General features: G+C 70.2%; 5 protein-coding genes and 1 pseudogene. All 6 read right to left on the reverse strand.

What is annotated here, in order from left to right:
* Positions 1 to 304 (reverse strand): annotated as a pseudogene (locus tag KHO18_RS28585) (hypothetical protein); the annotation flags it as partial.
* Complete coding sequence (locus tag KHO18_RS27790; protein WP_211944277.1) at positions 301 to 1,524, reverse strand: glycosyltransferase family 4 protein; 1,224 nt, start codon at positions 1,522 to 1,524, stop codon at positions 301 to 303. The pseudogene KHO18_RS28585 and the gene KHO18_RS27790, both read right to left, overlap by 4 nt.
* Complete coding sequence (locus KHO18_RS27795; RefSeq protein ID WP_331491834.1) at positions 1,521 to 2,957, reverse strand: hypothetical protein; 1,437 nt, start codon at positions 2,955 to 2,957, stop codon at positions 1,521 to 1,523. Before KHO18_RS27795 ends, KHO18_RS27790 begins: the two co-directional genes overlap by 4 nt.
* 64 nt (positions 2,958 to 3,021) lie before the next feature.
* Positions 3,022 to 5,331: a polysaccharide biosynthesis tyrosine autokinase gene (locus KHO18_RS27800; RefSeq protein ID WP_144201094.1), complete on the reverse strand. Its 2,310-nt coding sequence runs from the start codon at positions 5,329 to 5,331 to the stop codon at positions 3,022 to 3,024.
* Between the two features lie 21 nt (positions 5,332 to 5,352).
* Positions 5,353 to 6,543, reverse strand: a complete 1,191-nt coding sequence (locus KHO18_RS27805; protein WP_144201091.1) for a polysaccharide biosynthesis/export family protein — start codon at positions 6,541 to 6,543, stop codon at positions 5,353 to 5,355.
* Positions 6,537 to 6,756, reverse strand: a 220-nt coding sequence (locus tag KHO18_RS27810; protein ID WP_211944278.1) for a hypothetical protein, incomplete at its 5' end; no start/stop codon positions are given. The genes KHO18_RS27810 and KHO18_RS27805, both read right to left, overlap by 7 nt.

The raw sequence follows: 6,756 nt of genomic DNA on the forward strand, positions 1-6,756 counted from the left end.
CGAAGGCGGCGATGGCGCCGTGGGTGTCCGCCGCCGCCGCGCCGGTGCCGGCCACCATGCCGCGCACGGCCACGCCGGCATCGGGCAGGGCGCCGGCCAGCGCGTAGTACATGCGGTCCAGCCCGCCGGCGCGCTCGGGGAACCAGTGCATGCCGATCTGGAACGCGGTCAGCGGCGCGCGTGCGGCCTCGGCCATCTGCACCGCCAGTGATTCGGGTCCGGCATCGTTCGCACCCGGCTGCGTGCGCAGCGCCCCGGGGGGCTGCAACGCCGTCGTGTCGCCCATCGCCCAGGGTGCGGTCATTGGGTCTCTCCCTTCAGCGTCATGTCGGTTTCCTGCGATCGGGTGGGTACGGGCCGCACGGCCAGGCGGCGATAGAGCTGGAGATAGTGCTGGCCCATCGCGTCCCAGCCCTGCGCCAGCATGGCGGCGCGGCCGACCTGCCCCATGCGCCGCAGCGCACCGGGGTCGGCCGTGAAGCGGCGGATCGCGGCGGCCAGCGCCACGGCGTCGTCGGGGTCGTCGAGCACGATGCCGGCGCCGTCCGGCACCAGCCCGGCGGCACCCGTGGAGCGCGCGGTCAGCACGGCCATGCCGCTGGCCATGGCCTCCAGCACCACGAGGCCCATCGGCTCATAGCGCGACGGAAACACCAGCGCGTCGCAACTGCGCATCAGCGTGGGCATGTCGGCCACGTGGCCGAGAAAATGCACGCGGTCAGCCAGCCCGAGTTCCCGGGCGCGCTGCGGATAGGGGCTGCCTTCGGCGCTGCCGGCCACGGCCAGCGCCACGGGCTCCGGCACCTGGGCCAGCGCCGCCAGCACGGTGTCCAGGTTCTTGCGCGGCGTGCGCAGGTCGCCCGCGAACAGCAGCAGCGGCACGCCCACCGGCAGCCGGAAGCGCGCGCGGCAGACCTTGCCCGGGGCGAACTCGGCGGTGTCCACCCCGTTCGGGATCACCTCGATGCCATCCACCGGCACGCCGGTCGCCCGCAGCTCCGCGACGATGCGCGGCGACACCGCCACCACGGCCCGCGCGCGGCGGAACGCCATGCGCTCCAGCCGGGCGTTGAGCCGCGTATAGACCCATTGATAGAGCGCGTGCGCGCCACCGCTCAGGCGGTACGGGTAGTAACCGGAATGGAGCCAGCCGTGGTGCACGAAGTGCGCCGTGTTCACATCGGCATGGGCCCAGGTGATGAAGCCGTTCACGTGAACGATGTCGAACTGGCGGCGGTGCCGCGCCAGCCACCAGCCACTCGCCACGGCGAAAGCCTGGTAGCGCAGCAGCGCCGATGGCAGCCGCGCCTCGGGCACGGCGTGCCAGCGCACGCGCGGATGCTCGCGCCACATCGCCGCCACCTGGCTGGCCACGAGCGTCACCTCGCAGCCCGCCGCCAGCGCCGCCGCCACGATCTCGTGGTTCACGCGGCCCTGCCCGTCGTTGCGGTCCACCACGTGCGTGACGATGGCGACACGCAGCGGCGGCACGGCCGGCGCCGCGTCGGCGGATGCGGGCGTCATGGCGTGGCCCCGCCCGACGCCGCCAGCATGCGCGCATAGCGATGGCCGATCACGGGCAGCGTCACGCCGAGCTGGAACAGGATGCCGTCGAACGCGTTCAGCGTATTGCTGAACACCAGCATCGAGACCAGCGCGATGGCGGTGCCCACGGCGGCGGCAAGCAGCCGGTTGGACTTCATCGCCAGCCCGCGCTTCATCGCGCGGCCAATCATCCACAGCAGCCCGGTGAGGTAGAGCAGCGTGCCGGGCCAGCCCATCACGAACGGAATCTCCATCAGCCCGCTGTCGAACACGCCGAACTTGCCCAGCTGGCTGGTGGCGGAGTCGAGCTTGGTGCCGATGCCAACCGCGCCCATGCCCTGCCCGGCGATGTCGCTGGTCGCCACGGCCAGGAACGATTCGTAGAAGCGCATGCGGATCTGGAAGCTGCGGTCGTCCTTGATCGACGTCACGCTCTCCATGCGGTCCAGTACCGGCTTGGCGAATTCCTCGACAGCGAACATCGGCACGGACAGCGCGGAGACGATCAGGATGGCGAGGATCACCCGGGCCCGCGTGCGGGCGTCGATGCAGGCCAGCGCGTAGATCCCGCCGATGATCAGCCCGCCCCAGGCCGAGCGCACGGCCGTCAGCAGCAGCACCACCAGCCCGGACACCGCGCCCACCCAGACCACCTTGCCGCGCCCGGCCAGCATGAACAGCAGCCCGCCCATCAGCACCGTGGCGAGCGGCCCCGGCGAGTTGAGCGTGCTGAACACGCGGAAGCTGAACGGCAGCGGCTCGCCCACCGAGCCGATGCCTGACTTCAGCATCCACATGGCGTCCCAGGGCGGCATCAGCACGTACTGGATTACCCCGTAGATGCCGATCACGAACATGCCCCAGCTGAACGTGGAGACCAGCACGCGCGAATAGACCGGGAAGTGCTTCCAGGTAGCCAGCACATGGAAGCCCACGAAGACCGGGATGATGGCGTAGCCGAACGAGAACAGCGCGGACGGCACCGAGTTGCGGATGCATCCCACCACCAGCGCGTACGTCATCGCCAGCACGATCAGCAGCGACGGGAAGGCCCGCTTGGTTGCCACCACGCGGTAGTGGGTGAGCACGGTCAGGCCGCTGAGGATGGCCACCAGCACCGGCGCCATCTGGATCGGGCTGATGGGGTTGTAGGCGCCGTTGAAGAAGTCGGCGATGCGGCGCACCTCGGGCGAGAGGAAGTAGAGCCAGCACATGAAGGACACATACTCGGCCGGGTTGCGCCGGTAGCACATCAGCCCCACCAGCACGGCGCCCACCGGGTACGCCAGCTCCACCACGCGGCCCAGCCTGAGCAGGATCAGCACCAGCACGAAGGCGAAGAACAGCCCCGGCACCAGTGCGGGGTGCAGCTGCCGGCTGGCGCGGCGGGGGCCGTCGAGGGCGAGGGTCATCACGGGCGGGCTCCCGGGAGGCGTGCGTGGCGCGTGAGGCGCGTATGACGGGCGGGGCGGCGCATCACGCGGGCTGCCCGGCGGCACGCGCGAGCGTGTCGCTCAGGCTGTCCGACTGCGGCACGGCGTCGCCAACCACGGTGTTGAGGATGCCCCCCACCACGTTGCCGCCGGCCCGCTTGAGCCGCTTCACCGCATCGACGATCTGTTCCTCGGTATGGGCGCCCGTACGCAGCACCATCACGGTGGCGGCGGCCAGCGCGGAGACGGCCATCGCATCGTTGTGGTCCAGCACCGGCGGGGTGTCGATGATGACCAGGTCGTAGGTGCGTGCGTAGGTGTCCAGCGCCTGGCGGAAGCGCGTGTTCATCAGCAGCTCGGCCGGCGTGGCGCCGAAGTTGCCGGCGGGCACGATCCAGAGGTTCGACACGCCCGTGGGCACCACCGCCTGGTTGGCGTCGATGCGGCCGCCCAGCATTTCCGAGAGGCCCATGCCGGCGGCGCGGTTGAAGTAGCCGGACAGGCGCTGGCGGCGCAGGTCGCCATCGATCAGCAGCACGCGGCGATTCGACTTGGCCAGCAGCGTGCCGAGGTTCGACGTGACGAAGCTCTTGCCCACTCCGGAGGTGGCCCCGACCATCGCCACCACGCGGTGGCCCATCTGCTCCAGCGTGAACTGGAACTGCGTGCAGATGCCGCACAGCGCCTCGATGGCCTCGTCGTGCGGCCGGCTCTCCGCCAGCACCGGGCGGGTGGCGGCGGGCAGCCATTCCTCGGCGCGCTCGGGCGTCACCGGCACGTGCTCGGCGCCGGCCAGTTCCACCGGCAGCGGCAACTCGGGCGGCGCGGTGGCTTCAAGCCGCGAGTAGTCCTCCAGCCAGCTCTGCGCCGGGCTGAACGGAATCTCGCCGAACATCGGCAGCGCCAGGCGCCGTTCGATCTCCTCCATCTCGTGCATGCGGCCAAACACCGCGCGGCGCAGGAACACCGTCAGCACGGCCAGCACCAGCCCGAGGATCAGCCCGGCCGCGATGATCAGCGCCCGCTTGGGCTTGACCGGCGACGACGGCACCAGCGCCTCGTCCAGCACGTGCACATTGCCGACCATGCCGGCACGGTTGATCATCAGCTCCTGCGTCTTGTTCTGCAGCGAGATGTAGATCTCCTGGGCGATCTTCACGTCGCGTTCCATGCGCACGCCGGCCTTCTCGGACGCCGGCATGTCGTGGAAGCGCGATTCCAGCTTCTGCTGCAGCGCGCGCAGCTGCCCGAGCTGCGTGTCGATGGTCTGCACCTGCGGATGGCCCGGCATGAAGCGCTGCAGCAGCTGCGTGCGCTGCAGGTTGAGCTGGGCGATCTGGCGATCCAGCTCCAGCCCGCCAGCCAGGTACGATTGCGCCTCCGACGTCGGCTTCACCGCGCCCTGCCGCTGTTGCAGCGCGGCCAGCGCGTCCTCGGCCTTCTCCAGGTCGGCGCGCACGCGCGGTACCTCGGCGTTGAGGAAGTCGAGCGTACGGGCGGTTTCCTCCTGGTGCCGCTCCAGGTTCTGCCGCACGTAGGACTGCACCACCGCGTTGGCGATCTGCATGGCGCGCACGCGGTCGCTGCTCTCCATCGAGATCTGCACAATGCCGGTCTGCTTGCCCTGCTCCAGCACCAGCAGGGACTTGGCCAGCCCGCCGATGGCCGCGAGCTGGTTGGAGCGCGTGACCGTGAACTCCGTGCCGGGCCGGGCCACCAGCTTGCCGATGCGGATCTGCAGCGGGCCGTCGTCGACAATCTCGCCCACCTGCCCGCTCAGCAGCTTCATCCCTTCGGGGTCGTACAGCGCGAAGCTGTCGTTGCCGAGCGCGCGCAGCGTCAGCGGCACGCCTTCCAGTGCCGCCGGCACGCCGAGCAGTTCCAGGTCGATCTGCTCGCCGCCCCAGGCGTAGCGCGACATGCCGAACCACGCCGGCGCCGGCTCGCCCGGCTTGGCGAAGCGCCGCGCCAGGTTGCCGAGGTAGGGCATGACCACCGGCGACACCGAGACGTTGAGCCGGAACGCATTCACCACCGGCTCAAGCACCGAGCGGCTGCGGATGATCTCGATCTCGGTCTCGGTGCCGAGCTGCGAGGTGCCGCCCATCATCTGCGAGGCACGCGACAGCGGGTTGCTGTCCGCGTTCTTTGCCTGCACCTGGAGCAGCGCGTCCGCCGCGTAGATCGCCGGCAGCGAGTAGGCGTAGAGCGTGGCCACCGCAGCCACCACGGCCGTGATGCCGATCACCCAGCCAAGCTGCTGGCGCACCATGCGCACCAGATCGCGCAGGATGAACTCGTCGTCCTCCAGGGGCAGTGGCGTACCGTAGGGACGCTGGAAAGGGGTATTCATGTCGGCTCCGTCCTGACGAGGCTAGCGAGCCAGTTCCACTGTGAAGAACAGGGTCTGGATGGTGGGGGTGATCTGGTCGAGCACGCGGTTGAAGCGCACGGCGTCCGAGGTGCCGACGTAGACCACATCGAGCGGCTCAAGCCGGAACTGCGTGGACAGCAGCATCGCGTCCACCTGGGTCATGTCCAGGCGGTACACGTCGGGCGTCTGCGGCTTGTCGCGCATGCCGCGGATCACGAAGATCTGGCGCGGGTCGGCCGCCTTCACGTCGATGCTGTTCACGCCGGCCAGCGCGTCGGCCAGCGACAGCCGTCCCTTGTTCATCAGCAGCGACTGCGGCCGCGCCACCTCGCCGAGCACGAAGATGCGGCTGGACAGGCGGTCCGGCACGTAGACCACGTCGCCGCCGCGCAGCAGGAAGTCGTGCGCGCCGTTGCGGCGTTCGATCAGTGCTTCCAGGTCGAACTCGAACAGCTTGCCGTCACGGGTCAGGCGCACCTTCTGCACGTCCGCCTCCGGCGCGAAGCCGCCGGCCCGCGTGATGGCGTTGACCAGCGTCACCGGTACGTCCGTCACCGGCAGCATGCCCGGCGTGCGGACCTGTCCGGTCACGTCCACGCGCTTGCTGCGGTAGGCGATCACGCGCACGTCCACGCGCGGGTCGCGCACGGTGTTCTTGATCGCGCTGGTGATCATGCCGCGCACCTGATCGACGGTCTTGCCGCCCACGCGCAGCTTGCCCACGGGCGGGTAGTACATCTCGCCGTTGCGGTCCACGCGGTAGCCGCTCTGGTCGGATGGGAGCACGGTGGGCGTGATCTGCGGCACGCCGGGCACGGGTGCGGTGGCGCCGGTGACCGGGGCGGTCATCAGGCCCGAACTCATCTCGGGGTGGTCGAGCACGGTCACCCCGACGAGATCCTGGGGTCCGATCAGGTATTCGTAGCCGTCGAGGTCATCGCCCAGCTTGCCCGTGCGGGCCGGCGAATCGGGCACGGCCGCCGCCAGCGCGATGGAGTCGGGCTGGGCGCGCACCACGTCGGCGGTGATCAGCTTGACCGGATAGACATCCGTGCCGGTCTTGGCGGTCAGGTCGTCCTGGATGCGGCTGCTGTCCAGCGCGGGCCCCGGTGCCCAGGTGCAGCCGCCAAGCGTACCGAGCGCGGCCAGCATGGCCAGCACGGCGAGGCGGGGGAGGAATCGAATTACCATGGCAGCTTCTCCTTGTCGGCGCCTGCGCGCCCTTGTTGCTGCATACCGATGGGGGTCATTGAAGCGCCGCCGGCATGGGGGCGGACGTCTGTTTCCGCACGTTCCGGCACGCCGGACGTGGGCGGCCCCACGTGGGGCATTCGCCGCAGGGCGGCCATGGCGAGCATGGCGTCGGCCCGCGCGCGCTGCGCGAGCGCCATGCGCCGCCACGCG

The sequence above is a fragment of the Cupriavidus campinensis genome (assembly GCF_905397395.1).
Taxonomy (GTDB): Bacteria; Pseudomonadota; Gammaproteobacteria; order Burkholderiales; family Burkholderiaceae; genus Cupriavidus; species Cupriavidus campinensis.

Coding starts and splice junctions, on each gene's coding strand:
- KHO18_RS27790 (WP_211944277.1), bottom strand. CDS start 1,524: ATGACGCCCGCATCCGCCGACGCGGCGCCGGCCGTGCCGCCGCTGCGT.
- KHO18_RS27805 (WP_144201091.1), bottom strand. CDS start 6,543: ATGGTAATTCGATTCCTCCCCCGCCTCGCCGTGCTGGCCATGCTGGCC.
- KHO18_RS27795 (WP_331491834.1), bottom strand. CDS start 2,957: ATGACCCTCGCCCTCGACGGCCCCCGCCGCGCCAGCCGGCAGCTGCAC.
- KHO18_RS27800 (WP_144201094.1), bottom strand. CDS start 5,331: ATGAATACCCCTTTCCAGCGTCCCTACGGTACGCCACTGCCCCTGGAG.